Genomic DNA, 361 nt, shown 5'->3' on the forward strand with positions numbered 1-361 from the left:
GGCCGGAAAGGTGACTGCGTGGAGGCTCTTCCCCTGCGTACACAATCAGAGCAGCAGGGGAAGAGTATATCAAAAAATCGTTATTGTGGTGTAAAGCGCCGTAAATGTTGCACCGTGGCAAGCCACGCGGCGACCCAGCCAATCATCGCGGCAATCAGCAGCAGCAGCAGGCTTTCGTCCCAGCCCAGCCCATGCAGGGTGAAGGTGGTACCGAACACCGCGGCAACATGCAGCACCACGCTTTCCAGCCGCATGACCAGCGCCTGAGAGAGCACCAGCGACAGCAGCGCCCCAAACAGGCCGAGCATCGCGCCGCCATTCAGGAACGGCCGCAGGATAAAGCCGTCGGTTGCGCCAATCA

General features: G+C 60.4%; 1 pseudogene. It reads right to left on the reverse strand.

The window, feature by feature from the left end:
• Positions 1 to 80 precede the first annotated feature (80 nt).
• Positions 81 to 361, reverse strand: a pseudogene (gene ftsX, locus CYR55_RS23220) (permease-like cell division protein FtsX); the annotation flags it as partial.

The sequence above is a fragment of the Chimaeribacter californicus genome (assembly GCF_002858675.1).
In the GTDB taxonomy this organism is placed as follows: Bacteria; Pseudomonadota; Gammaproteobacteria; order Enterobacterales; family Enterobacteriaceae; genus Chimaeribacter; species Chimaeribacter californicus.